The organism is Pseudomonas sp. CVAP#3 (assembly GCF_018986375.1).
Taxonomy (GTDB): domain Bacteria; phylum Pseudomonadota; class Gammaproteobacteria; order Pseudomonadales; family Pseudomonadaceae; genus Aquipseudomonas; species Aquipseudomonas helvetica.
In genome coordinates, this window is sequence record NZ_JAHMSC010000001.1 from 492,159 (window position 1) to 517,458 (window position 25,300).

Here is a 25,300-nt window from a genome sequence, read left to right on the forward strand (position 1 = left end):
TATTTTTAAAGCAGGATGCCTCTACGGATTTCTGGCTTCGATCCGCCAGAGCGATGAATGAGCTTCACGAGCCATTTCGGCGGTCGAAAAAATCCGACCCGTTGGAGAGTTGGGTGGCGAGACGTGGCAGGCATCCAAAAAGGCCATTAACAACCCGGACTTGACGGCGAAGTTCATGTTTTGCGCATCCGGCAGCGTCGACGTCACCATCCCGATGACTGCGCCACTGGTATCGAACAGCGGGCTACCGCTGGACCCTGGCTGAATAGCCGCGGTGAACTGGAGCAGGCTTGCATCGTTGTGCAATCCGAACAAACCGGACACCCCGCCCTGTGTCACATGAACGCCACCGCCCGCCAGGCCTGCCATCGGAAAACCCAGGACAATTACCGACTCGCCCAGCGCACAACCACCGCCGCCCTCCTTGAAGACGACGGGCGACAGCGGCGGGCAATCCTGAATGCGCAGCAAGGCCATATCGTTTCGCCGATCGACCACCACCACTTCGGCGCAGTAGCGACCGGCAAAGGAGGAAATATGCAGTTCCTGCATCTCCTCGATCACATGGGCACACGTCATGACATGGTTGGGTGAAACGGCGAATCCGGTCCCCGTCGCCGAGCTGCGATTCCTCGGTGAATCACCTGAATACGGACGGCGCGCGGGATGCGCATCATCGATCGTGATGCCCATGCGACGGCCCATTGCGGCAAGGCCGTAAGCCGAACCTTCAGCCAGCGCGCGGAATCTCCACTGATCGTTGCGGCAATAGAACTCGCCAATGACGATTGCTGATTCGCCATTACTTTTCAGATCAAGCAACAACTCGACTTGACTGTCGACTTGCAGGCGCAAGTCTTTGAGCTCGCTGATCGGGCCGGCAGCGGAGAAGGTATAGACGACCAGCAGCAGACGTTCGCTGCCGCCAGGAAGTCGGGACAAATCGAGGGAACAACCAATAGACGACGTGGTGCCGCTCCATTCCATCCACTGTTGAGTGACTTGAAACAGAGCCGGGTCACCTGTCGGAAGACGCTTCTCAGTAACGGGCAGCAGCGCTACGGCTGCGTATTCCCCAAAGACGGATGAGTGGCTGCACTCTAGCGTCCATGCACATTTTTCGCCCGAAATAGCGGCGTTCGCTCCAGGCGTAAGCGCCTTCATCCTGTCGTTCCTTGATCGGTAGCTGGCAATTATGCCAAGACAGCAACAATCATTCACTGTCTATGTGGCGTTGTAATATCAGGAAGGTGCTACAACGGCAACTGTGACTGGCTTCACCCGGACTCTGTCCACCCACTGGCACGCAGGTTCTGGCAGACCCAGCCGACGAACGGCGAATATTCCTGCCAGGTTTATTCCGGTTGCCCGTGTGTATCCGATCCCGCCGGAATAGCGCGGATTGATTTCCAACAGATGAGGAACACCATTGCGGTCATCTCGCGTCTGGACATTGACCAGTCCATCACACTTGAAGTGCGCCGCGGCCTTGAGGGCCAGTTCAACCGCTGCGGACTCGCGCTCGAAGGTCTGGTGAACCCCCTGCTTTCTTCTGCCGACGAACGCAACCGGCTTACCCGCCTCACATACCATGTCCACGGAGCACTCGCTACCCGGCAAATAGGGCATCACGAGCATAGGCGCCCGCTCTGTGCCGGTCTTGTAGATGCTCAGGTAGGTTTCAAAATCGACTTCGCGCGCGTCCGGGTTTTCCAGACAGCGGAACGGGTCGACATCTGCCTTGAACCGCCAGAAACCTTGCCCATAGATACCGACGACAGGCTTGATGCAAACCTCTCCCTGCCGGGACAACAACTCATAGGACGCGGCCAGTTCCTGAGCATTGTTTACCGTCACTGCTGGAATGCAGGCCAACCCCGCCCGCTCGGCCTCTGCCGTAAACCGGCTTTTATCGTCGACGTTATGGAAGGTGTCCATGGACATACCGCCAGTAACAAGCTGCAACCCGGCAGCGTCGAACCGCTCACGGACCGCTTCGTAGAAACTGCCGATACGGCCGGCAAGAATCACCTTGATGCCGTGCTCAAGCGCCGTGGCGATCACCCAGTCGATTCGCGCCTCATTGTCCAGGGGCTCTTGAAAGCTGACATCCGCCTGACCAGTGATTTCAGGTCGATCCTGTCGATGGGAGGCAAAAATCTTGACGTTCGCTGGCAGTGCTTCCCGCGCGCCAATAAGAATATCGCGCTGGCTGGATTGACCTTCGAGAAACCAGATCACGTTTACGCTCCTGAATAAATTTGACCGGGATGGCCACTCGCAATGAGTAGCGCCCCCCCGATGCCAGGTAAATTTCCCGTCACGATAACGGACATCAGACAAAAGGCTACTCAATTTCCTGACCGCTCGCTCCACTGTGCGCCCGTGCAGTGGTGCAATTCCATGATGTTTATATCGTGCCGTCCATCGAGTTACTGCGCGTGAGGGAACGGATGAAGTGGTTCAAGCATGATTCGCGATAGCGCTGCACATCATCTCTGGCCACTCAGGGATGACGACTTGGACTCCACTCTTCTAGACTCAATAAGTAGTCGTAGAAAGAACCGAACACGTCGCTTTGGTGCAGATGATTCAAAGGCAGCGTGGCAAGCTGCCGTATATGCCCTGAAGAGGTGCGGCAAAGACCGCACCGGGCCCAACAAGATGCCCGCTCAGGGTGCCTGGCCAACGGCCTGAAAATGCCACGATACCGTGACGTGGTGTGAATGCCGCAGCCGACACTTTTCGGACAACCGACAACCACCTGGTTTGTCCGTGACCGTGAGGAATGCTGTATGCCTGATGAGATGTTGAACCTGCCGATGGTCAACAGCCTGCTGGAGCGCCACAAGGGTTCGCCCGGCGCGCTGTTGCCGATCCTTCATGATATTCAGGAGGGCATCGGTTACATCCCCGATGCCGCCGTCCCCGAGATTGCCCATGCGCTGAACCTGAGTCAGGCCGAGGTTCGCGGGGTGATCAGCTTCTACCATGACTTCCGTACCGCACCTCCGGCGCGGCATATCCTGCGTCTGTGCCGGGCCGAGTCCTGCCAGAGCCGCGGCGCCGAGCAGCTCGCGGCGCAATTGCGTGAACGCCTGCAACTGGACGACCACGGCAGCAGTGCCGACGGCAACATCAGCCTGCGCCCGGTGTATTGCCTCGGTGCCTGCGCCTGCTCGCCGGCCCTTGAGCTGGATGGTCAGGTGCATGCGCGGCTCAGCGCCGAGCGCCTCGATGCCCTGCTCGACGCTTGCCTGGAGGACGCATGATGCCGAGTCTTTATCTGCCCTATGATTCTCTTGCCCGTGCCGTGGGTGCCGATGAGGTGGCCGTGGCCCTGGCCACTCAGGCCCGGGAACGCAATCTGCCGCTGGACCTGCAACGCACCAGCTCTCGCGGCCTGTACTGGCTGGAACCGCTGCTGGAAGTGGACACACCGCAAGGCCGTATCGGCTTTGGCCCGCTGACCGCAGCCGATGTGCCATCGGTGCTCGATGCGCTGCAAGGCGAGCCATCTACTCATCCACTGGCCTTGGGCTTGGTGGAAGAATTGCCTTATCTCAAGTCTCAGCAACGCCTGCTGTTTGCCCGCGCAGGCATTACCCGGCCACTGTCGCTGGACGATTACCGAGCCCACGGCGGTTTCGAGGGCTTGACCCAGGCCGTCGCCCTGGGCGGCGAGCAGACCGCGACCGCCGTGTTCGATTCGGGCCTGCGTGGCCGTGGCGGCGCGGCGTTCCCGGCCGGGATCAAATGGCGCACGGTGCGCGGCACCCAGGCGGCGCAGAAATACATTGTGTGCAACGCCGACGAAGGCGACTCCGGCACGTTCGCCGACCGTATGTTGATGGAAGGCGATCCCTTCCTGCTGATCGAAGGCATGGCCATTGCCGGCATCACCGTCGGCGCCAGCTATGGCTACATTTATGTGCGCTCGGAATATCCACAAGCCGTCGCCACATTGCGCGAGGCGCTGGATATCGCCCGAGCCGCCGGTTACCTCGGCGCCAATGTCGGCGGCAGCGGCCTGGCCTACGACATGGAAGTGCGGGTCGGTGCCGGCGCTTACATCTGCGGTGAAGAAACCGCGCTGCTCGACTCGCTCGAAGGCAAGCGCGGGATCGTCCGCGCCAAGCCACCGATCCCGGCGTTGCAGGGCCTGTTCGGCCTGCCGACCCTGGTGCACAACGTGCTGACGCTGGCCTCGGTGCCGCTGATTCTGGCGAAGGGCGCGCAGTTCTATCGCGATTACGGCATGGGCCGTTCGCTGGGCACCATGCCTTTCCAACTGGCGGGCAATGTTCGTCACGGCGGCCTGGTGGAACGGGCCTTTGGCCTGAGCCTGCGCGAACTGGTGGAAGAGTATGGCGGCGGTACCGCCAGTGGCCGACCGCTGAAAGCTGCGCAGGTTGGCGGCCCCCTCGGCGCCTGGGTGCCACCGGGGCAATTCGACACGCCGCTGGATTACGAAGCGTTCGCCGCCATCGGCGCCATGCTCGGTCACGGTGGTGTGGTGGTGGCTGACGACAGCCTCGACATGGCCCACATGGCGCGCTTCGCCATGCAGTTCTGCGCCGAGGAATCCTGTGGCAAATGCACTCCCTGCCGCATCGGCTCGACCCGGGGCGTGGAGGTGATCGACCGCCTGCTGGCCGCGCCGGACCAGAGCAGTCGCGATGAACAGGTGATCATCCTCAAGGACCTGTGCGACACCCTGCAGTACGGTTCGCTGTGCGCGTTGGGCGGCATGACCTCCTATCCGGTGGTCAGCGCCCTCAAGTACTTCCCCGCCGACTTCGGTCTGCAAGCCCCGGAGGCCGACCAATGATCACGCTCTTCGACCCGAATACCGATATCGACCTCGGCACCCCGGCCCGCAACAGCGAGGTGCAAGTCACCCTGAACATCGACGGCCAAAGCATCAGCGTGCCCGAAGGCACGTCGGTGATGCGCGCCGCCGCGCTGCTGGGCACCACCATTCCCAAACTGTGTGCCACCGACAGCCTGGAAGCCTTCGGCTCCTGCCGCATGTGCCTGGTCGAGATCGACGGCATGCGCGGCTACCCGGCGTCCTGCACCACGCCGGTCAGCGAAGGCATGAGCGTGCACACCCAGACGCCAAAGCTCGCGACCCTGCGCCGCAACGTCATGGAGCTGTACATCTCCGATCACCCGCTGGACTGCCTGACCTGTTCGGCCAACGGCAACTGCGAGCTACAAACTGTCGCCGGCCAGGTCGGCCTGCGAGAAGTGCGTTACGGCTATGAAGGCGAGAACCATCTGGACGACCAGAAGGACACCTCCAACCCCTACTTCGACTATGACCCGAGCAAGTGCATCGTCTGCAACCGTTGCGTGCGCGCCTGCGAAGAAACCCAGGGCACCTTTGCCCTGACCATTACCGGGCGCGGTTTCGAATCCCGGGTCGCGGCCGCCGGTGGCGAAAACTTCCTCGACTCGGAATGCGTGTCCTGCGGCGCTTGTGTGCAAGCCTGCCCGACCGCGACGCTGATGGAAAAAAGCGTGGTCGAACTGGGTCAGCCCGAACACAGCGTGATCACCACCTGCGCCTATTGCGGCGTGGGCTGCTCGTTCCGCGCCGAGATGAAAGGCGACCAGGTCGTGCGCATGGTCCCCGACAAGAACGGCCAGGCCAACCACGGCCACTCCTGCGTCAAAGGGCGCTTTGCCTGGGGCTACGCGACCCACCCGGATCGCATCACCAAGCCGATGATCCGCAAGCACATCAACGACCCTTGGCAGGAAGTCAGCTGGGATGAAGCGGTGACCTACGCCGCCAGCGAATTCCGTCGGCTGCAGCAAAAATACGGTCGCGACTCCATTGGTGGCATCACCTCCAGCCGCTGCACCAACGAAGAAACCTATCTGGTGCAAAAACTGGTGCGCGCCGCGTTCGGCAACAACAACGTCGACACCTGCGCGCGGGTCTGCCACTCGCCGACCGGCTATGGCCTGAAACAAACCCTGGGCGAGTCCGCCGGCACCCAGAGCTTCGACTCGGTGATGCAGGCCGACGTGATTCTGGTGATGGGCGCCAACCCGAGCGACGCCCACCCGGTGTTCGCCTCCCAGCTCAAACGCCGCCTGCGTGAAGGCGCGCGGCTGATCGTTATCGACCCACGCCGCATTGACCTGGTGGACACGGTGCATGCCCGCGCCGAACTGCACCTGGCCCTGCGCCCGGGCACCAACGTCGCCATGCTCAACGCCCTGGCGCACGTCATCGTCACCGAAGGCCTGCTCAACCAGGCCTTTATCGACGCCCGTTGCGAAGGCAACGATTTCGCCCAGTGGAAGGCGTTCGTCAGCCGCCCGGAAAACTCGCCGGAAGTCCTTGGCGACATCTGCGGCGTCCCCGCTGCCGACATCCGCGCCGCCGCCCGGCTGTATGCCACCGGTGGCAATGCGGCGATCTACTACGGCTTGGGCGTCACCGAACACAGCCAGGGCAGCACCGCGGTCATGGGCATCGCCAACCTGGCCATGGCCACTGGCAACATCGGCCGCGAAGGCGTGGGCGTGAACCCGCTGCGCGGGCAGAACAACGTTCAGGGCTCCTGCGACATGGGCTCCTTCCCGCACGAGTTGCCCGGTTACCGGCACATTTCCAACGAGGTGATACGAGCGCAGTTCGAACAGGCCTGGAACGTTACGCTGCAACCCGATCCGGGCCTGCGCATTCCCAACATGTTCGAGGCAGCCTTGGGCGGCAGCTTCAAGGGCTTGTATTGCCAGGGCGAAGACATCGCCCAGAGCGACCCGAATACCCAGCACGTCACCGCGGCCCTGTCGGCCATGGAATGCATCGTGGTGCAGGATATTTTCCTCAACGAAACCGCCAAGTTCGCCCACGTGTTCCTGCCGGGTGCCTCGTTCCTGGAAAAAGACGGCACCTTCACCAACGCCGAGCGGCGCATCTCCCGAGTGCGCAAAGTCATGGAACCGCTGGGCGGCAAGGCTGACTGGGAAGGCACAGTGGCCCTGGCCAACGCCCTCGGTTACCCGATGAACTACCAGCATCCGTCACAAATCATGGATGAAATCGCCAGCCTGACGCCGACCTTCACCAACGTCAGCTACGCCGAACTGGAGCGCCACGGCAGCCTGCAATGGCCGTGCAACGCCGCAGCACCGGACGGCACGCCGACCATGCACATCGAGGAATTCGTGCGCGGCAAAGGGCGCTTCATGCTCACCGGCTACGTGCCCACCGAGGAAAAGGTCAACAGCCGCTATCCGCTGCTGCTGACTACCGGGCGGATCCTCAGCCAGTACAACGTCGGCGCCCAGACCCGGCGTACCGAAAACGTCGCCTGGCACGACGAAGACCGCCTGGAAATCCACCCGACCGACGCCGAGAGCCGTGGCATCAACGAAGGTGACTGGGTTGGCATTGGCAGCCGCGCCGGACAAACCGTCCTGCGTGCGCGGATCACCGAACGGGTAGCCCCAGGCGTGGTGTACACCACCTTCCACTTCCCGGAATCGGGGGCCAACGTCATCACCACCGACAACTCCGACTGGGCCACCAACTGTCCGGAGTACAAGGTCACCGCCGTGGAAGTCAGCCGCGTCTACCACCCTTCCGAGTGGCAAAAGCGCTATCAGGCGTTCAGTGACGATCAACAACGCCTGCTCGACGAACGCCGCCAGGCACGCACCACCGGAGCAAAAGCCGAGGTACGCCGATGAGCACCGCCAACCTGATCAAAATGGCTAACCAGATCGCCCAGTACTTCGCCAGCGAGCCGGACCAGCAACAAGCCGTGCTCGACGTGCGTAATCACCTGAAAATGTACTGGACGCCCGGCATGCGCAAGGAATTGCTGGCCTGGCAAACGGAGCATCAGGGCGCAGACTTGCACCCGCTGGTGCAATCGGCGGTCAGTGGGGCGGGCTGGGAGGCTTAGGTTCACCTGATCCATTGGAATTGCCCCTTGGCCTGTGAAGACGGGCCAAGGGGCAAACTCATGCTCCGCTTGATAACGCCTCCCGTTCTTCCCCCCTCCAAAACCAACAATCCCGTCCCCTGTTATTTGCAGCGTCTCCTTCAGTAGATCAAATAGCGCATATCAACACTGACCTGATATTTCCAATTCATCCAAGGGCTGCACATTTCCCGGGATAAGGGTTTGGCGCCCGACTATACTAAAAAGGTTTAGTACATCGTGATGAATGCTGTGGGTGGAGGCATTAGACGTGATGGAAGTTTATATATACGACCACCCTTGGAAGTTGGTGATTAATAATAATTAATCCATGATGCCTTGGTGTAGCGGAGAGGAATTTATATGAACACCCTGTTGAATGAACTGCACACCTACCATCATGAGGTGGCTAAAAAAATCACCCAGATCAAAGCATTACTGGGAAAAATGAAGCATGAGCCCGCGGGTGCCGATGATCGCAAGCTGTTGTTTCAGGAACTGGAAGCCTTGCATGGTGACGCAGAGCGGCATCACCATGAAAATGAAGAGATTATCCGGCGAGCCTTGCTGGAGACCGAGGCACCGATCCATCCACGGGTCAAGGATATCGAGCGAGATCATCTGGCATTTGGGCGCATTGCTGGACAACTCAAGGCGTTGGAAGAGTCAACTCAGGAAATAAAAGTGATCGCTGATGCCATCGATGACTTTATCAAGAAATACTATGACCATATGGAGTCCGAGGAGAACATTTTCTTCCCGATGGCAGACAAGTGGCTGTCAGATACTCAGTGGCAGGAAGTAAAGCGCCAGTGGCATTAGTTGGAGTATTAAACATCTTTATTAAAAATGGGATTGTTACTTAATACTTGAGTTCACAGCATCATTGCGTGGATGAAATGGGCGACCTGAACAAGGTCGCCCATTTTTTATATCGACAGCACCTACGCCTGTGATCGCCGCCCAACCACGTCCAGCAAATCACACCCATCGCGCTCGGGTAAACGAGCGCAGCCACTCAGTGATGGACAGCAGGCTGACTCTTACCTGCGCCATCGAGCTGGTCAAGGTGCTCTAGCGCTAGATTGACCAGCAACTCCGCCAGCACACCAACTGTTGAATCACCAGCGCCACATTGCGCCGAGAACCTTCGAGTTCGAACGCCAGGTCGGTGGTCATGGCGTTAATAGAGGCAAGGGGTTCGCTATTCCCCTACACCCAGCCTCGGACTCAATATTGTTCAACTCTCGCCACGGGACTCTCAACCCCACGTACTCGCATCTTGCGCCTCTGCAGCACCTGCCCGTCCCACCTCTTCTATTTGTATTTTATTAACCTCGCGTCACAAACCCCCGCGCTACTTCGTCCTGCATGTTCCGGCCAGATTTCCGGCTGCTCTAGGTTCAGAGCCGTCCAGTACTGGCGTCGCGATCGATCAAGGAACGATTATGGCGAGGTACATGGAAGTAAGCCCGTGCGATGTCAGGTTTGGCGCCCCGCAGGGGGCCATATGGATGTTTCTGATAGACAACGAAGCAATCATGCGAAAACGTTGTCGGCAGTTGACCCGAAGCCCGCAGGATGCTGAAGACGCACTCAGTGAACTGCGTTTGCATCTGTTCAACCTATTCTGCAAAGAACCTGAACGGTTGACCACGATTGATAACGTTCAAGCCTGGCTAAGGCGTGTGACCTCCAATCTCTGTATCGACCGCATACGCAAAGCACCCACCACCTGCAGCCTCGATTGGCTGGATCACGACTTGTATGAAAGCGTGACCTGGCAACCGCTGCACTACAGTCCCGAGCACACCGCATTCCTGTTGGAATCCCTTGAAGCCTTGAGAGTCGCTATAGATCAGCTACCGGCTTCGCTCTCCGAAGCTCTTGAGCTGCGCTGTATTGACGGTGTGGAATACGAAAGCATGGCCGGCACACTGGAGATCAGTGAGTCGAATGCGCGCAAGCGTGTGCAATTGGCACGGCAACAACTACGCGTGTTACTGGGTACATTCAATGAGGATGGTCGGGGATTTGAGTGATCCCACGCCCTCTTCCACAGACGCATCAATGCTATCGAAAACAACGCCTGCCTCGTTTGACGAGGCAGGCGTTCGACATTTAGAAACTGGCTATCGGAAAGGCCGTGTTAACCCACCAGAGCCCGCCGATATTATTCAGATAACCGCTGATGGTGAATGGATATCCGTTCTCGCCAACGCAGTAACCAGGCGCATTGATGGCAGGCGCTGAAGGCCCGTAAAAGGCTGCAGCGGGAGGCGGTGTCACCGAGCTCAGCAGGTGCATGTAGGCATAACGAATCGACTCCACGACCGCCTGCTGCGTGCAGCTTTCCGGGAAGAAAGTCGATGGTCCGGCCTTGGCCTGCCAGGCATTGGTTCCCGTATTGAAGATCTGCACGCCGTTGTTCATGTAGCGATACGGCTGCGGGTTATTCAGGCCTGGAGGTACGATAAAAACCAGTGCGCCAAATGTACGCGCCGCCAAGGGCGCTGCCGGGCCATTGCCCAGGCTTGGATCATGACCGGCGGGCCGAGAGTGAAACCCGACAGCGTTGCCCCCTGCATTGATCTCGCCACAGAAGATATGCCGTTGGTTGATCTGCGGGTTGAGCCGACTGTTGGGGATGACCACGTTACTGACTTGCACCGGCACCGGATTGACCCCGGCTGCACCAGCGGCACAATTGATCTGTGCTGTCGCAGACAAGCTCAGTAGCGAAGTCGCCAGGCCAGCGGCGATTGCATGGATAGTACGCATGATGAGACTCCTTTCTGACATCAGGGCGGGATGCCCCACTGTCAGGACGCAGTCCCCCCAGATGTTGTGAAGTGCCATGCACCATCTAGAGTTGGCATTCAGGCATGCGACGTCGATGAGCGTCGTTGAAAAAACTTTTCACAAGGTGCTTGAAACCCCGTCTGGAGATACAAGCCATGGCGTTTTGCTGCGGCTTCTACAGGGAACAAGGAGAAGGACGATGACTACTTTCAATGTCAACTTCGCTGTCGACGATATGGAAGGCAAGACCGTGCTGGTGTTTCTCAAGCCGCAACAACCTCAGCGTGACTTTCGGATCTATGCCTGGCAGATCCTGACGGGCTCTGCCGGCTCTACCGAGTCGTTCGACTATAAGGCTCTGATCGAAACCGATGTGACTACATTGGGCGAAAAGGCCAACAACATCACCATTTCTGGCCGACGCAGCATCAACCCCGGAAACCTGCTCCAGGCAGTCAGTCCCGACGGTCTGTCACCTTATCTGGAGCCGGCTTCCACTTCCATGGCGCAGGAAAAGCTCACTCCGCAACAATGTGGTGTTATCAACAAGACCAATCCGTACATCCAGTTCGACAGCAACTGGTATGTCAATGGCCGGCCGGTGGTCACCATGCCCAAAGTGGATTCAAGCATGACCGTAAGCTTCGAATACGAGCCGAATTTCTACTTTATGGTGGCGACGCCACCGATGACCGGGCAGACCTACATCGTGCAGAATTTCTCTGACATGACCCCATATGTCGCCCCCATCACGGCGACTGAAGTGGATGTGACTCTCAGCCGGTCCGATGGACTCTGGAGATTCGACTTCCTGGCCCAGTAAAACCAGCGCGCGCAGCGAACAGACCGTTGCGCGCGTTTCTCATTAATCCCACTCTCTGCAACACCGCAACACCGCAACACCGCAACACCGTCTACCTCACCGGCACCGGCAATATCGGGAATTCAGGGACTGGGAATTCAGGGACAGACCACGATATGGATGCAATAAACCATGGTCCGCTCTCTCATGTTCGTTTGATATGCGCATCACGCTAACGCTCGCAATTTATCGCTCAGTAAACAATTTCACTTCGAATTGCCTGCATGACGATATTCGACAAACGCTCGGTCAGCGGATCAGGGTTAGCCTCTCTTCGATGCAGCATCAGGGCTATAGAGGGTAAAGGCGGCAAACCTCGTTCGCCGGCAGCCAACAGTTCGGTCCCCGATTGCAAGCCCAAGGCTGTCCTGATCGTGTAGCCCAAACCGGCTTCGGTCGCCGCGGACAGACCGTTGAGACTGGAACTGGTAAACGACAGCAGCCAGGGAATTCCCTCGCGATTCAGCGCCGCAGTGGCCATCGAATGAAAAGGACATGGCGCGTCAAATGCAATGATAGGCAGCGGTGTCCCTGATTCGACGCGCCAGTCGAGGTACTGGTGAGAAGAGCCGATCCACTCCATTTGCAGTTCCGCCACCCGCTCCCGGTATCCGACGTTCTGCACGTCACCCCACACCACCGCCAAATCGAGCGAGCCATTTTCGATCCGGTTCAGCAGGTCAGCATTGCGCGCAATCCGGGCTTCCACTCGAACATCGGGATGAGCCCTGGCGAACCTGCCCAACACCGTCGGCAAGAAGCTACTGAGATCCTCCTGAAGCCCGAGGCGTACCCATCCCTTGAGCTTCAGCTCGGAGACGGCAGTGATGGTCTCGTCGTTGAGACTCAAAAGACGCCGAGAGTAATTGAGCAGCACCTCTCCCGCATCAGTCAGGGCAAGCCCGCGACCTGCCTTTTTGAAAAGCGCTGAGCCCACCTGGGCTTCCAGTTTCTTCAACTGGGCGCTGATGGCTGAAGTCGAACGCGCGAGTTTTTGCGCCGCCTTGGCAAAGCTGCCCAGTTCGACCCCGGTGACGAAACTGCGCATGGCATCTAGATCGAAATTTACCGGCCTCATGACAATCCTGTTTTTCGGGACGAATACACAAAATAATTTGATATTCGAGACGATACCCTCGTGAGAGTCTTTTGGCCCACAACTATTCAACGAGTGGGATTCTTATGCCTGTGGATAACGGTCACCGCTGGAAAGTGCTGGGTGTCGGCGTTGCCGCCAACGCAAGCTTTTCCAGTGTCGTGGGTGGACTACCCGCGACAGCGGTTTATATGCGAGCAACGTATCAGCTCGATAACACCGAGCTGGGGCTGGTCTTGGGGATTTTGGGACTCGGCATTGCCGTCAGCGAGATCCCGTGGGGGTTATTGACTGATCGCTGGGGTGATCGTCCTGTGCTGCTGACGGGGCTTCTCAGCTCCGGGATCGCACTGCTTGGGCTGGCCATGCTGGCCTTGTATGCGCCAACGATTGTGTTGCTGGCCATAGGGCTGTTCGTGGTGGGTCTGCTGGGGAGCAGCGTCAACGGCGCCAGTGGTCGAGCCATCATGGCCTGGTTCAAAGAGGGCGAACGAGGGCTGGCCATGAGCATTCGGCAAACGGCGGTCCCGGGAGGTTATGCCTTGGGGGCGGTCGTGCTGCCCTACCTTGCCCATACCTATGGATTTGTCGAAGTATTCAGTGCCTCTGCCATCTTCTGTCTTATTGCCTGCCTGTTTGCCGGGTTCTGGTTGTATGAGCCGGACTTCTCCAGCGACGCGGCAAAAAAACAGAGTCAGGAGCCCACAGCCAGCCCGTTGAAAGATTCCAGAGTCTGGCGAATCGTTTTAGCCATCGGCCTGCTCTGCGCCCCGCAATTTGCCATTCTTACTTATGCCGCCGTGTTCTTTCATGACTTTGGCAACATCACATTGGTTTCCGCTACGTTGGCGGTCATACAGATCGGCGCGATCGTCAGCAGAATCTGGAGCGGGCGCTGGACCGATAAAAAGAAAAACCGCCGTAGCTACCTTAAAACCTGTGCGTGGTTGAGTGCCCTGACCTTTTTGGTTCTGGGCTGCACGGTATCGGCCGCCAGCTTTTACGGCATGAGCGAAACACCACTGGCCAGCGCCCTGATCATTGGCGTGATGGTCATCGCCGGGATCAGCGTATCCGCCTGGCATGGTGTGGCTTATACCGAGCTCGCGACACTGGCAGGCGCCAGTCGGGCAGGCACGGCGCTGGCCATGGGCAATACCTGCGTCTTTGTCGTGCTGTTCGCGACCCCAATCGCTGCGTCCGCCCTCATGACTCATTTCTCATGGGGTGTGGTGTGGCTGGCTGCGGCCTTTTGTGCCCTGTTGACGGTGCCGCTCTTTCCACGCGTGGAAAAAGCCTATGCATTGGAATTTGGCTCGGCCTGAAATCGCTATCCCTGAAACGCCATGGGAAAGCACGGAAAAGGGGACTGATGAATTTTCGTAACAACTGGACGCCCGTTGTAGGAGTTCAATCAGCCCCCCATTAATCCTCTCTCCCCCACCTACACCGGCAACACCACCCGCGCCTCCAACCCTCCAACCGTGCGATTGCACACGGTCAGCGTGCCGCCGTGTTCCAGAACGATCGCCCGCGCCGCCGACAACCCCAGCCCCACGCCCCCCGTGCTTTTATTCCGCGACCCTTCCAGCCGAAAGAACGGCGCAAACACCTGTTCATAACTGTCAGCCGGAATCCCCGGCCCACGGTCGAGTACCCGAACGATCACCTGTTCGTCCTCCTGGCACAGTTCAATCGCCGGTTCACTGGCGTACTTGATCGCGTTGTCCAGCAAATTGGCGATCACCCGTTTCAGCCCCAGCGGGCGGCCGAAGTAGACCAGTCGGGGTGGGCCGCTGAAGGTGATGTCGATGGATTGGTCGCGGTAGTCGTCGATCAGGGTTTGCAGCAGTTCGGCCAGGTCGAACTGGGTTGCCTGTTCCAGGCGGGCGTCATCGCGGAAGAATTCCAGGGCGGAGTTGATCATGGCCTGCATTTCGTCGACGTCGCGAAACAGCCGTTGTTGCTGTTCGGAGTCTTCGATGAATTCGCCGCGCAGGCGCATGCGGGTCAGCGGGGTGCGCAGGTCGTGGGAGATGGCGGCGAGCATCTGCGTGCGGTCCTTGATGAAGTGCTGCAACTGGGCCTGCATGGCATTGAACGCGAGGATCGCCTGACGGATTTCATGCGGGCCGACCGGGTCGATGGGCGGTGCGCGAAAGTCGACGCCGAAGCGTCGGGCGCCTAGGGCGAATTGCTGCAAGGGTTTGGCCAGCCGGCGGGTGGCGATCAGCGCGACGACGCTGGTCGACAGCAACACCAGCAGAATCACGATCAAGGTTCGTGGCCCTTCCGCCAGCCCCCAACTGCGTGACGGCACGCTGAACATCAGCCAGGACTCATCCGCCAATTGCACCAGCAAAGCGTAGTGACCGTTCTTCTGTGGCCAGTCGCCGGGTTGATAGGCTTCGACTCGGCGGGTCGGCGTGTTGAACAGTCGCTGGGCCTCCGGTGAGGCCGTGCGGTAAGCCGCTTCGGGTGTGTCCGGCAAGTCGAGGCCTTGACGGGTGGCATGCCAGCTGACGCTGAAGGTGTTTTCGCTGCCGGCCTCGGCCAGGCGTTCGCGCTGCGACGCTTGCGAGGCTTCCATCATCCGGGTAATGGACGCGGTCTTTTCCAGGAGTCCGGTTTCGGCCAACGGTGGATAAGCCCAGACGCCGGCCAACTGGATAAACAGCGCGTTGAAAGCCAGCGACGTAAGCATTGCGATGAGGGTGGTCAGGGCGATCCAGCGGGCCACGGTGTCACGCGGGCGCAGACGCAAAGCGGCCATGAGTTTTTTCACTGGCGGGTCACGCTGGGGGTGAACAGATACCCGCCGTTGCGCACGGTACGAATCATCTCCGGGCGCTTGGTGTCGTACTCCAGTTTGCGCCGCAAGCGGCTGACCTGAACGTCGATGCTGCGATCGAATGCTTCATGGGTGCGGCCTCGCGCCAGGTCCAGTAACTGTTCCCGGGTGAGAATGCGCTGCGGATGCTCGACAAACACCAGCAGCAAGTCGAACTCCCCGGCCGACAGCGGAATCATCACCTGATCCGGTGAACGCAGTTCCCGACGAGTGAGGTCCAGTTGCCAGTCGGCGAACTTGATCAGCGGGCGCGGCGCTTCCCCGGTCAGCGGGCGGCTTTCGCCGGCCCGGCGCAGCACGGCGCGCACGCGGGCCAGTAGCTCCCGGGCGTCGAACGGTTTGCTCAGGTAATCATCGGCGCCCATCTCCAGCCCGACCACCCGATCACTCAATTCACCCATGGCGGTGAGCATGATCACCGGCGTCGGGTATTGCTGGCGCAGGCGTTGGCACAGCGTCAGCCCATTCTCGCCCGGCAGCATCAGGTCGAGAATGATCAGGTCCGGCGCCTGGCGCTCAATCGCCGCCCACATCGAGGCGCCATCAGTGGCGACCTCCACCGCATAACCTTGTTGCACGAAAAATTTCTTCAGCAGCGCGAGGACCTCAAGGTCGTCGTCCACGATCAAAAGACTGCTCACCAGCGGCATCACTTAAGGTCTGAAAGAACCATCATCTAAAACCATTCGGCGCGGTCCGTCATATATTTCAATCGGGTAACAAAGCGACAGCCAGGTAAAAAAGCAGACATCTTTACGCAAGGCCCGAATGTCAGCATCTGTCACCTTTTTCCGAAGACTGTTTGCTCATGCCCTCGCTCACGCGTACACCGCTGCCAGGAAGCCCAGACCGATGATTTCTGAAAACCAGCCGCTGATCCTGCAACAACGCGTGGTGAAACACGCCAACGCCAACCTGCACTGCCGCGAAGTCAGTCTGCGACTGTCGAGCGACCAGCGCGAGATGATCCTCACCCGCTACACCGAACACTACAGCCCCGACGGCCTGCAATGGGTCGAACGCAGCCACCGTGTACCGGTGACCGACCTGCTGCGCTGGGTGATTGAGAATGGTGAGGCGCAAACGTTGGTGCAGGGTGGGGACGCTTCTGAAGTCTTGCCGATTGATCGCTCCCACGCTCCCGCGTGGGAGCGATCAATTACACGTTGATCTTCGACTTGTCCGATGATCTGGAAGACAGGCACCGCAACCTATAGCCTATAGCTATCGCCATTTGAAAAGGACTCTTCACATGCACACGGACTGGAAGCAAATCCGCGAGATGATGAACACTGTCATCGACAGCTGCGAGCAGATCGAGAACGCCGGTTATCGAGAGGAGCACCGCACGGCCATGGTGGAGGTCAACGGCCATCCGTACTCCGTTCATGAGTTTCTGATCAGTGCCTGGACACTGCCGGAGAACATTCGCTACCGGATCATTCAGGAACGCCACGACAAAGGCGTCAGCCTGCCCTATGTGCCTGAGTCGGCGCGGATGCTGCTGGCCATGGCCCAAGCGTGCAGCGAACTGATCGGGGCTCGGGATGCGGCGCCAGCGCAGCAGGCGATCAACGGGATGAACCACTGGTTTACCAGCTATGCGGTGCCGAATATCAAGAAGGCGATTGAGCAGGCCGAATCCGATTGAGGCGGTATCCTGAACGCACATTGATTGGGCTGGACGCTCACTAAGGAGAGGTATGTTTTCAAGGAACAGAATGGTCCCCGAACTGATGGTCGGCGACATCAGGAACAGTCTGGATTTCTGGACCGGATTGGTTGGCTTCAGGGTCGCCTACGACCGTCCCGAAGAGGGATTTGCCTACCTCGATTTCGACGGGGTGCAGGTCATGCTGGAGCAGTACGACCCGCTCGAAGGGCAATGGGTGACCGGTCCACTGCAACCGCCATTTGGGCGCGGCATCAACTTTCAGATGACGGTCGACAGTGTCGAGCCGATTCTCCAGCGGTTGGCCGCTGCCGAGTGGCCATTGTTTCGCCCGTTTGCCGAGAAGTGGTATCGATCCGGTACGGTGGAAGTCGGCCAGCATGAGCTGTTGGTGCAGGACCCGGACGGTTATCTGCTACGGTTGGTTGAGTATCTGGGGGAGCGTCCGCTCTCGAATGTCGCAGCCACATAATCGCTTCATTCATGAAGACACGGGCAACGAACCCGGCCGATAACGCTCCATCATTGCCCAGCCTCCACAACACGCCAAAGGTCACCAACCGTTCATGTTCGAGCACATAGACCTCAACCACCTCCTGGCGACCTACGGCTATTGGGCGGTTTTTATTGGTTGTGTCATGGAAGGCGAAACCATCCTGATATTGGGTGGCATGGCGGCGCATCAGCACTTGCTGAAGCTTTGGCCGGTGATTGCCTGGGCCAGCGCCGGCGGAATGTTGGGGGATCAATTGCTGTTCTGGAGCGGTCGGTATTTCGGCGCGCGACTCTTGCCTCGTCTCAAGCGCCAGCAAGCGCAGATCAAGCGCGTCAGCGGATTGATCGCACGCTACCCGTCGATGTCGGTTTTTTCGGTGCGCTTTCTGTACGGCATGCGGTTGGTGGGCCCTATGGTGATCGGTGCCAGTGGCCTGTCGCCGTTGCGTTTTTCACTGTGGAACATGCTCGGTGCAATGGTCTGGGCCACACTGTTTGTCAGCGGCGGTTATTGGGCGGGCGAAGCGCTTCAGCAATTGTTCGGTGACATCAGGCCTTACCGGCTGCCGATTGCCTTGGGTGTTGTGGCGGTCGTTGCGGTTGTGGGGTTGATTCTGCACCTCAGGAACAAGCGTAAGGTGCAGCAGTAAATCGGTCCCCTTCGTACGTTACAACGGACAGAAAACCGTAGGAGCCTGGCTTGCCAGCGATGACATCCGCGAGACCGCCATCGCGGGCAAGCCTTGCTCCTACGGGAATGGGGTAAGCGAGATCGATCAGCTATCCGTGCCTCTCACCACCCGCCCTACCCCCCGCACAATCATCTCCACCTCCCGCTCATCAATGGTCAGCGGTGGCAGCAAGCGGATGGTCTTGCCCCGTGTCACGTTGATCAGCAGCCCGTGGTCCCGCGCGGCGATCAGGGTCAGGTCGCGAATAGGCCGGGCCAGTTCGATGCCGATCATCAAGCCTTGGCCACGGATCGCCAGCACCAGCGGCTCGCCATCGAGTTCGGCGTGCAAGCGTGCGAGCAGGCGTTCGCCCTGACGCTTGGCGTTTTCCAGCAAGCCTTGTTCTTCGATGATTTCCAGCACCGTGCAGCCCACCCGACACGCCAGCGGGTTTCCGCCAAAGGTGCTGCCGTGGCTACCCGGTGTGAAGAGTTCGGCGGCTTTACCGCGAGCCAGGCAAGCACCAATGGGGACACCGTTACCCAAGCCTTTGGCCAGGGTCATGACGTCCGGCACGATGCCTTCGTGTTGAAAGGCGAACCATTGCCCGGTGCGGCCGATACCGGTCTGGATCTCGTCGAGCATCAGCAGCCAGTTGCGCCGATTGCACAATTCGCGCAGGGCTTTCAGGTAGCCGGGCGGCGCGAGTTGCACGCCGCTCTCGCCCTGAATCGGCTCCATCAAAACCGCCACGATGCGCTGGCCATGAGTCTGGTGCGCCTTATCCAGCGCGGCGAGATCGCCGAACGGCACTTTGATGAAATCCCCCGGTAGCTCCTGAAACCCCAAACGCACCGCAGGGCCATCGCTGGCCGACAAAGTGCCCAGCGTGCGGCCATGAAAGGCGTTCTCCATGACCAGCACCAACGGCTGCTCGACACCTTTGTGCCAACCGTACAGCCGGGCCAGTTTCAGCGCTGTTTCATTGGCCTCGGCGCCGGAGTTGTTGAAGAACACCCGGTCGAGCCCCGACAACTGCGTCAGTTTGTGCGCCAGCCGTTGCTGCCAGTCGATGCTGTACAGGTTGGAAGTGTGCAGCAACAGCCCGGCCTGTTCGCTGATGGCGCTGACCACCCGCGGGTGCGAGTGGCCGACATTGGTCACGGCCACGCCCGCCACCGCATCCAGGTATTCACGACCGGCCTGATCCCACAGGCGTGTGCCCAGCCCTTTGGTAAAGCTCAAGGCCAGGGGTTGATACGTGGTCATCAGGCAGGCGGCGGTCATGACTTCAAGCTCCATCATTGGTCAGTGTTTTTGCAGTATCGTTAGCCACCTGAGCTGGATAAACACCGAAACACTTCAATCATTTTAAAGCTGGGCTTGATAATGGACTTACTGCTAGCGATGTCGGTTTACGTGAAGGTGGTCGAGGCTGGCAGCATGACCGCCGCCGCCCTGGAGTGTGAAATGTCGACCACCATGGTCGGCAATCACCTGCGAGCGCTGGAGCAACGCCTGGGCGTCAGTTTGCTGCACCGTACGACACGGCGTCAGCGCTTGACCGAATTTGGCTCGACCTACTATCAACGCTGCCTTGAAGTATTGGGGCTGGTGGCCGACTCCGAGCGGCTGGCCGAACAAACCCAGGGCGACCCCAGCGGTACGCTGCGCATTACCGCCCCGTTGACCTTTGGCACGGAACGCCTGGCGCCGGCCTTGAGCGAATTCGTGCTGCGCTGCCCGCAGGTCAAGCTGGATGTGGTGTTGACCAATCAACGTCTTGATCTGCTGGACAACGGTTTTGACGTGGCGATTCGCCTGGGTAACACCGAACCGTCCAACCTGATCGCCCGGCCACTGGAGGACTACACGCTGACCATGTGTGCATCGCCGGCGTATCTGGCACGCCGTGGCACACCGCAAAAACCGGAGGAGCTGGCCGATCACGACTGCCTGGCCTTTGCCTACCCGGCGGGCGATGAATGGCGCTCGGTGGAAAAACAGTGGCGCCTGAGCGGCCCTGACGGGGAGATCGTCGTGGCAGTGAGCGGCCCGATGCTGATCAATAGTTCATCGGGCCTGCACCAGGCGGCGCGCACCGGGATGGGCGTGGTGATGCTGCCGGATGCACTGGTGGATCAAGACCTTCGGGATGGAAAACTGGTGGCCCTGATGCAGGACTATCAACTGCCCCGTCGCCCGATGAATCTGATCTACGCGCAGGACCGATACCGTTTGCCGAAGCTGCGCAGTTTTGTCGAGTTTGCGTTGCAGACGTGGGGGAAACAGAACTGATCGCGCACGCCATTATTACTACGCAAGAGGCTTCTATCCCTTGATTTCCGGCGCTACAGTGTCAACGTGCCATGAGTTAGACTCTACGACTGGCCGGCCACTTGAAGATCAGGGCAGCAGGGAGAGCGGTGATGGTTGAGTTGTCCAGTATCGAGCCGTTGAAGGTCAGCCTGACTGATCTGAATGAAGACATGCTGCACGCGATTCTGGAACTGGTCAGCGACGGGATCTGGGACTGGAACGCCAACACCGGGTTTGTCTACCGCAATCGCGGTTGGTACGACATGCTCGGCTATGCGCCTCATGCACTTGAGAACAACGTGCTGGCCTGGGAGAACGCGATTCATCCCGACGATTACCAGCAGGTGATGCTGCAATTCGATGCTCACCTGCATCAGCGCTCGGCCCGCTATCAAACCGAGTACCGTTGCCGCAGGCGGGATGGCCGCTACATCTGGATCGAAGATCGCGGTCATGTAATCGCACGTAACAGCGATGGCTCAGTGGCGCGGATGATTGGGGCGAGCCGCTGCATTGAAGACAAGAAGCGTCTGCTCGAGCAACTCGAACGGCGCAATCATTCCCTCGAAACGATGGTCGAGGAACGGACCCGCGAGTTGTCTCTGCTCAATCAGCAGTTACAGGCTCAGCTGGACGAGAACCGTAAACTGGCAGAAAGCGACACCCTGACCGGGATCGCCAACCGCTACCTCCTGGAAAAAGCCCTGCCACTGGAATGCGAGCGCTCCCAGCGTTTTCGTCAGCCGCTGTCGCTGATCGCCATGGACATCGATGACTTCAAAAATATCAACGACCATTACGGCCATGCCTTGGGCGACGCGGCGTTGGTGCACGTGGTCGACAGCGTCAAACGCTGCGTGCGCGAAGGTGACTTGCTGGCCCGTTGGGGCGGTGACGAGTTCATCGTGATCCTTCCCAACAGCACCGCGGCCACCGCACGCGCCCTCGCCGAAAACATCCGCCTTGAGCTGTCGAGCCTGCCACCGGTAGGCGACTTCCAGGTCACGATGAGCTTCGGCGTGGCGCAACGCTTTGAAGACGAGCAACAAACCGGCCTGCTGGCTCGGGCGGATCAGGCGTTGTATCGCTCGAAGATCATCGGCAAGAACATGATTTCCGGTTGATCCAGCACTACATGCCGGTCTTCACCAACACCGGTTTCTCCTGATACCGCTCCGGGTACAGCTGTTTGAGTTGCGCCACTTTTGGCAGGTCGTTGATCACGATGTAGGGATACGTCGGATGCTCCGTCAGGAAGTTCTGATGGTAGGCCTCTGCCGGGTAGAAGCCGTTGTAGGTTTCGAGTTTGGTCACGATCGGTTTGTTGAAGGCGTGCGCTGCATCGAGCTGTGCGATGTAGGCCTGGGCGACTTTTTGTTGCTCGGCACTTTCGACAAAGATCGCCGAGCGATATTGGGTTCCGGTGTCCGGGCCCTGGCGATTGAGTTCGGTGGGGTTGTGAGCGACCGAGAAGTAGATTTGCAGCAAGGTGCCGTAGCTCACCTGAGCAGGATCGAAAGTGACCTGAACGGATTCCGCATGGCCGGTATCACCCTCGCTGACACGCTCGTATTGCGCGGTGTTCGCAGCACCTCCGGCGTAACCGGAGAGCGCATTCTTGACGCCTTTGACATGCTGGAACACACCTTGAACACCCCAGAAGCAGCCACCGGCGAACACCGCCGTTTCACTGTTGGCCTTGGGCGTTTCATCAAGGGCTGGTGGCGCGATGGCGACCGCGTCTTCGGCAGCGCCGAATGAAAAAGCCATGCATTGACCTGCAACTGCAGCGACGGCCAGCCCGAGCAGGGTCTGGCGCCAGGTAAATCGGGTTTTCATGATGACGACTCCTGCATAAACAATTCTGAGTTATGTGGCGAGCACAACACCTGTGGCGAGGGAGCTTGCTCCCGCTGGAGCGCGTAGCGATCCCAAAACCATTGACCGGGATGCATCAGATACACCGCATTAACTTAATTACGACGGCTTCGCCCGAGCGCGGACCGGCCGGCGGGAGCAAGCTCCCTCGCCACAGTGATCAGTGCGCGCTCTGGGCAACTGAATGTTCATCAACCAAAGGTAAACGCATACGCCGACACTCCCGGGTCAAGGAACTCGATGCTGAAGGTCCGATCTGCCACGTCGCCGGGTTGGCGCACCAATTGGTAGAGGCGTTGTTCGGTCACACTGCCGCTGCCATCCGGAGCGACGTCGGTGCCGTGGGCATCGCCCGGCGCCTTGCCGTCGATCATGACTTTGAAGCGCACCGGTTTGCCGTCGGCGCCGGGGCCCAGCACCAGGTGCAGGTCGCGGGCGTGGAAGCGGTAAACGATGCGGCTGGCCGGGGCCGCCGATGTGGCGCGCTCCGAACCGACGTTCCAGTGACCGTCCAGCGTCCAGTCATTCAGCGCCAATGTTGCGGGTGCGCTGTACGTGGCAACCTTGTCGGGCGCGAGGCTCGCCTCAGGTACGAAATGCTCCAAACGCTGGTAACCGACGTAGGTTTCCGGCGAACGCACTTCGTTCATGTCCGGTGCCTGTTGCGCGCCTTGGGCGCTGGCGTCGATCAGGCCATCGGCGACTTTCGCCGCACCGGCTTCACGCAACAGCTGCTGGATCACCCGTTCCGATTCGGCGTAGTTGCCCTCGCCAAAATGGTGGTAGCGAATGCGTCCCTGAGCGTCGGCGAAATAGTGCGCCGGCCAGTATTCGTTGTTGAAAGCGCGCCAGATCCTGTAGTCGTTATCGATGGCCACCGGGTAGGTGATACCCAGATTCTTCATGGCCTTGGTCACATTGCCCACATCCCGTTCGAAGGCGAACTCCGGCGCATGCACACCGATCACCACCAGGCCCTGATCGCGATACTTCTCGGCCCAGGCTTTGACATACGGCAAGGTGCGCAGGCAGTTGATGCAGGAGTAGGTCCAGAAATCCACCAACACCACTTTACCCTTCAACGCTTGAGCGCTGAGCGGCGGCGAGTTGAGCCACTGCACCGCGCCGTCCAGCGACGGCAGGTTGCCTTCGACGGGCAGCGGCGCGGGAGCGTTGGCGGCCACTTTCATCGCACCACCGGCGGCCATCATGGCTGAGCCTGATTGATCGTCGGCGGACGGCGGAATCTGCGCCATCATCGCCCCGCTGTTGCCCGGTGATTTACCCGCCAGTCGACCGACCAGCGCCTGTTCAAGGCCACCGGTGGACGCGGTCGACACCCGCGCCAGAATCCCGGTGTCCAGCCCCAGGGCGATGGCGGCCACACCCGCCAGCATCGCCGCACCAAGACCACGGCGCAGCCATTCACCGGCGCCGATCGAACTCTTCATCGCCGCGAAGACTTTACCGCCCAGCAACAAGGCGACCGCGAGGGAAGTGGCGGCGCCCAGCGCGTAGGCCAGCAACAGCAAGGTGGTGCCAATGCTTGCCCCTTGCAGCGCTGCGCCGGTCAGCACCAGCCCGAGAATCGGCCCGGCGCACGGTGCCCACAGCAGGCCGGTGGCGACGCCGATCAGCAACGAAGCTCCGGGACGCGGCCGGGCATCGGCGCCCGCCGCTTCCGACAACCGACTGCCGGCGGCCACCAGTGGGCGCGTCAGCCGTTCGGCCAGTTGTGGCAGCAGCAATGTCAGCCCGAACAGTGCTACGAACAGCAACGCGAGCCAGCGACCGTACTGATTGAGTTGCACCACCCAACCGCCGCCCACCGCCGCCAACGAGGCGACGAGCGCGAAGGTCAGCGCCATCCCCGCCAACAGCGGCAAGCCACTCTTGATAAACGGTTGCCCGGTGCGAGCGAAGACAAAGGGCAGTACCGGCAGAATGCACGGGCTGACAATCGTCAGCACACCACCGAGATAAGCGAGGACCAGAAGCCACATAACAATGCCCCGTATGAAGTGAAGGAAAAAGCCTGCCCATGGTGTCAGGCCGATTGCGGCTTGAAGGTCATCGCCAGGCCGTTCATGCAGTAGCGCAGACCGGTCGGTTTTGGCCCGTCGTTGAACACATGGCCCAGATGGCCGCCGCAGCGTCGACAGTGAACCTCTTCGCGCAGCACGCCGAACGAGCGGTCTTCACGCGTGGCCACGGCGTTGGTCAGCGGCGTCCAGAAACTCGGCCAACCGGTATGGCTGTCGAATTTGGTGCTGGATGAAAACAGCGCCAGATCGCAGCCCGCACAGGCGAAAATACCGTCGCGGTGTTCGTTGTTCAGTGCGCTGGAGTAGGCCCGTTCGGTGCCCTCTTGACGCAGGACGTCGTACTGCTCCGCACTGAGCAACTTGTGCCATTCGGCATCGGTGTGGGTGACCTCGAAGGTCTCGGCGGCGCTCGCCTCGCTGATCAGCGCCGAGCGCACGGTCATTTTTGGCAATACACCGGCAACCAGCGCCGCAAGGCCCAACCCGCCGCCCGTTAGAAGAATCTGTCGCCGTGAAAACATGGCCCTCTCCCTAAATCCGCCGTGGTTTACATGGAACACAGCCTAGGCTTGAGGTGATCGCCAAATCCTCACGTGGAGTTAAACAATTCGTGATAACTCGCCGAGGGAAAACCCCGCACAATACGTGCACTGCGCA

24 protein-coding genes and 1 pseudogene are annotated in these 25,300 nt (G+C 59.7%); 14 read left to right on the plus strand and 11 right to left on the minus strand.

Translation table 11 applies throughout. From position 1 onward, the window contains the following. Positions 1 to 21: 21 nt before the first annotated feature. Together KRR23_RS02260 and KRR23_RS02265 are read right to left on the minus strand one after the other, a co-directional pair. Positions 22 to 1,164, minus strand: coding sequence for a trypsin-like peptidase domain-containing protein (locus KRR23_RS02260; RefSeq protein ID WP_216741158.1), 1,143 nt, complete (start codon positions 1,162 to 1,164; stop codon positions 22 to 24). A gap of 78 nt (positions 1,165 to 1,242) precedes the next feature. Continuing rightward, on the minus strand, positions 1,243 to 2,241 hold the full coding sequence (locus KRR23_RS02265) for an ATP-grasp domain-containing protein (protein WP_216741159.1): 999 nt from the start codon (positions 2,239 to 2,241) through the stop codon (positions 1,243 to 1,245). 554 nt (positions 2,242 to 2,795) lie between these two features. Between KRR23_RS02265 and KRR23_RS02270 the strand changes: the two genes are divergently transcribed. The 5 genes from KRR23_RS02270 to KRR23_RS02290 all read left to right on the plus strand — a co-directional run bounded on the left by KRR23_RS02270 (position 2,796) and on the right by KRR23_RS02290 (position 8,774). Next, positions 2,796 to 3,272 carry a formate dehydrogenase subunit gamma gene (locus KRR23_RS02270; protein WP_216741160.1) on the plus strand — a complete coding sequence of 159 codons (477 nt, stop codon included), beginning with the start codon at positions 2,796 to 2,798 and terminating at the stop codon, positions 3,270 to 3,272. Then, a complete protein-coding gene (locus tag KRR23_RS02275) occupies positions 3,269 to 4,831 on the plus strand; it encodes an NADH-quinone oxidoreductase subunit NuoF (RefSeq protein ID WP_216741161.1) in 1,563 nt (520 codons plus the stop codon). The genes KRR23_RS02270 and KRR23_RS02275 overlap by 4 nt, the downstream gene beginning before the upstream one ends. Next, positions 4,828 to 7,716: a formate dehydrogenase subunit alpha gene (gene fdhF / locus KRR23_RS02280; protein WP_216741162.1), complete on the plus strand. Its 2,889-nt coding sequence runs from the start codon at positions 4,828 to 4,830 to the stop codon at positions 7,714 to 7,716. Before KRR23_RS02275 ends, fdhF begins: the two co-directional genes overlap by 4 nt. Further along, entirely contained in the window at positions 7,713 to 7,934 is a 222-nt protein-coding gene (locus KRR23_RS02285; RefSeq protein WP_216741163.1) for a formate dehydrogenase subunit delta, read from the plus strand. The genes fdhF and KRR23_RS02285 overlap by 4 nt, the downstream gene beginning before the upstream one ends. 381 nt (positions 7,935 to 8,315) lie before the next feature. Continuing rightward, a complete protein-coding gene (locus tag KRR23_RS02290; protein ID WP_216741164.1) occupies positions 8,316 to 8,774 on the plus strand; it encodes a hemerythrin domain-containing protein in 459 nt (152 codons plus the stop codon). Positions 8,775 to 8,970: 196 nt separating this feature from the next. Here the strand turns inward: KRR23_RS02290 and KRR23_RS28955 are convergent. Next, positions 8,971 to 9,158 (minus strand): annotated as a pseudogene (locus KRR23_RS28955) (hypothetical protein); the annotation flags it as partial. Between the two features lie 335 nt (positions 9,159 to 9,493). On the opposite strand from KRR23_RS28955, the gene KRR23_RS02295 reads away from it, so the two are divergent. After that, entirely contained in the window at positions 9,494 to 9,994 is a 501-nt protein-coding gene (locus tag KRR23_RS02295) for an RNA polymerase sigma factor (RefSeq protein WP_216741165.1), read from the plus strand. Positions 9,995 to 10,073: 79 nt separating this feature from the next. Here the strand turns inward: KRR23_RS02295 and KRR23_RS02300 are convergent, their stop codons facing one another. Further along, positions 10,074 to 10,733: an EndoU domain-containing protein gene (locus tag KRR23_RS02300; RefSeq protein ID WP_216741166.1), complete on the minus strand. Its 660-nt coding sequence runs from the start codon at positions 10,731 to 10,733 to the stop codon at positions 10,074 to 10,076. 220 nt (positions 10,734 to 10,953) lie between these two features. Between KRR23_RS02300 and KRR23_RS02305 the strand changes: the two genes are divergently transcribed. Beyond that, positions 10,954 to 11,577, plus strand: a complete 624-nt coding sequence (locus KRR23_RS02305; protein WP_216741167.1) for a hypothetical protein — start codon at positions 10,954 to 10,956, stop codon at positions 11,575 to 11,577. A 232-nt stretch (positions 11,578 to 11,809) separates the two neighbouring features. Here KRR23_RS02305 and KRR23_RS02310 read toward each other — a convergent pair whose 3' ends face one another. Continuing rightward, entirely contained in the window at positions 11,810 to 12,694 is an 885-nt protein-coding gene (locus KRR23_RS02310; RefSeq protein WP_216741168.1) for a LysR family transcriptional regulator, read from the minus strand. Positions 12,695 to 12,765: 71 nt separating this feature from the next. Here KRR23_RS02310 and KRR23_RS02315 point away from each other — a divergent pair, with 71 nt between their 5' ends. Continuing rightward, on the plus strand, positions 12,766 to 14,037 hold the full coding sequence (locus KRR23_RS02315; RefSeq protein ID WP_253911871.1) for an MFS transporter: 1,272 nt from the start codon (positions 12,766 to 12,768) through the stop codon (positions 14,035 to 14,037). Between the two features lie 119 nt (positions 14,038 to 14,156). On the opposite strand, the gene KRR23_RS02320 is transcribed toward KRR23_RS02315, so the two are convergent. Continuing rightward, the gene (locus tag KRR23_RS02320) at positions 14,157 to 15,485 is read right to left on the minus strand and encodes an ATP-binding protein (protein ID WP_216741169.1); all 1,329 of its coding nucleotides are present in this window, start codon (positions 15,483 to 15,485) and stop codon (positions 14,157 to 14,159) included. Between the two features lie 8 nt (positions 15,486 to 15,493). Further along, complete coding sequence (locus KRR23_RS02325; protein WP_033865698.1) at positions 15,494 to 16,204, minus strand: response regulator; 711 nt, start codon at positions 16,202 to 16,204, stop codon at positions 15,494 to 15,496. A 211-nt stretch (positions 16,205 to 16,415) separates the two neighbouring features. Between KRR23_RS02325 and KRR23_RS02330 the strand changes: the two genes are divergently transcribed. The 4 genes from KRR23_RS02330 (at position 16,416) to KRR23_RS02345 (ending at position 18,380) form a co-directional block, all read left to right on the plus strand. After that, a complete protein-coding gene (locus tag KRR23_RS02330) occupies positions 16,416 to 16,733 on the plus strand; it encodes a hypothetical protein (protein ID WP_216741170.1) in 318 nt (105 codons plus the stop codon). An 82-nt stretch (positions 16,734 to 16,815) separates the two neighbouring features. Next, positions 16,816 to 17,214, plus strand: coding sequence for a hypothetical protein (locus KRR23_RS02335; RefSeq protein WP_216741171.1), 399 nt, complete (start codon positions 16,816 to 16,818; stop codon positions 17,212 to 17,214). A gap of 52 nt (positions 17,215 to 17,266) precedes the next feature. After that, positions 17,267 to 17,707: a VOC family protein gene (locus KRR23_RS02340; RefSeq protein WP_216741172.1), complete on the plus strand. Its 441-nt coding sequence runs from the start codon at positions 17,267 to 17,269 to the stop codon at positions 17,705 to 17,707. A 94-nt stretch (positions 17,708 to 17,801) separates the two neighbouring features. Next, complete coding sequence (locus tag KRR23_RS02345; protein ID WP_216741173.1) at positions 17,802 to 18,380, plus strand: DedA family protein; 579 nt, start codon at positions 17,802 to 17,804, stop codon at positions 18,378 to 18,380. 126 nt (positions 18,381 to 18,506) lie between these two features. Here the strand turns inward: KRR23_RS02345 and KRR23_RS02350 are convergent, their stop codons facing one another. After that, a complete protein-coding gene (locus KRR23_RS02350; RefSeq protein WP_216741174.1) occupies positions 18,507 to 19,688 on the minus strand; it encodes an aspartate aminotransferase family protein in 1,182 nt (393 codons plus the stop codon). A 102-nt stretch (positions 19,689 to 19,790) separates the two neighbouring features. Here KRR23_RS02350 and KRR23_RS02355 point away from each other — a divergent pair, with 102 nt between their 5' ends. Together KRR23_RS02355 and KRR23_RS02360 are read left to right on the plus strand one after the other, a co-directional pair. Beyond that, the gene (locus KRR23_RS02355) at positions 19,791 to 20,699 is read left to right on the plus strand and encodes a LysR family transcriptional regulator (protein ID WP_216741175.1); all 909 of its coding nucleotides are present in this window, start codon (positions 19,791 to 19,793) and stop codon (positions 20,697 to 20,699) included. Between the two features lie 131 nt (positions 20,700 to 20,830). Next, positions 20,831 to 21,844 carry a diguanylate cyclase gene (locus KRR23_RS02360; RefSeq protein WP_216741176.1) on the plus strand — a complete coding sequence of 338 codons (1,014 nt, stop codon included), beginning with the start codon at positions 20,831 to 20,833 and terminating at the stop codon, positions 21,842 to 21,844. Positions 21,845 to 21,851: 7 nt separating this feature from the next. On the opposite strand, the gene msrA is transcribed toward KRR23_RS02360, so the two are convergent. From msrA to msrB, 3 genes are all read right to left on the minus strand, one after another. Then, positions 21,852 to 22,559, minus strand: a complete 708-nt coding sequence (gene msrA / locus KRR23_RS02365) for a peptide-methionine (S)-S-oxide reductase MsrA (protein ID WP_216741177.1) — start codon at positions 22,557 to 22,559, stop codon at positions 21,852 to 21,854. A 230-nt stretch (positions 22,560 to 22,789) separates the two neighbouring features. Continuing rightward, the gene (locus KRR23_RS02370) at positions 22,790 to 24,601 is read right to left on the minus strand and encodes a cytochrome c biogenesis protein DipZ (RefSeq protein WP_216741178.1); all 1,812 of its coding nucleotides are present in this window, start codon (positions 24,599 to 24,601) and stop codon (positions 22,790 to 22,792) included. Positions 24,602 to 24,645: 44 nt separating this feature from the next. Next, on the minus strand, positions 24,646 to 25,164 hold the full coding sequence (gene msrB / locus KRR23_RS02375) for a peptide-methionine (R)-S-oxide reductase MsrB (RefSeq protein WP_216741179.1): 519 nt from the start codon (positions 25,162 to 25,164) through the stop codon (positions 24,646 to 24,648). Positions 25,165 to 25,300: the final 136 nt, after the last annotated feature.